Here is a 249-nt window from a genome sequence, read left to right on the forward strand (position 1 = left end):
GGGTTGATCCACACCAGCACGTTGATCGCCTCGGCCGTAGGCGGCTGGGTCGCCGGCATCCTCTCCGACCGCATCGGCCGGGTGCGTACCCTGCAACTGACGGTGCTGTGGTTCGCCTTTTTCACCTTCCTGTGCGGTTTTGCCCAGAACTACGAACAGTTGCTGATCGCCCGGACGCTGATGGGCTTTGGCTTCGGCGGTGAATGGACTGCTGGCGCGGTATTGATCGGCGAGGTCATCCGCGCCCAG

The 249-nt window shown here is 63.5% G+C and carries 1 protein-coding gene; it reads left to right on the top strand.

All coding sequences use genetic code 11. The annotated features are described in order from the left end of the window. On the top strand, positions 1–249 hold a 249-nt coding region (locus tag SB786_RS37145; RefSeq protein ID WP_410731701.1), incomplete at both ends, for an MFS transporter.

The sequence above is a fragment of the Burkholderia sp. SIMBA_062 genome, assembly GCF_046534765.1.
GTDB lineage: Bacteria > Pseudomonadota > Gammaproteobacteria > Burkholderiales > Burkholderiaceae > Burkholderia > Burkholderia ambifaria.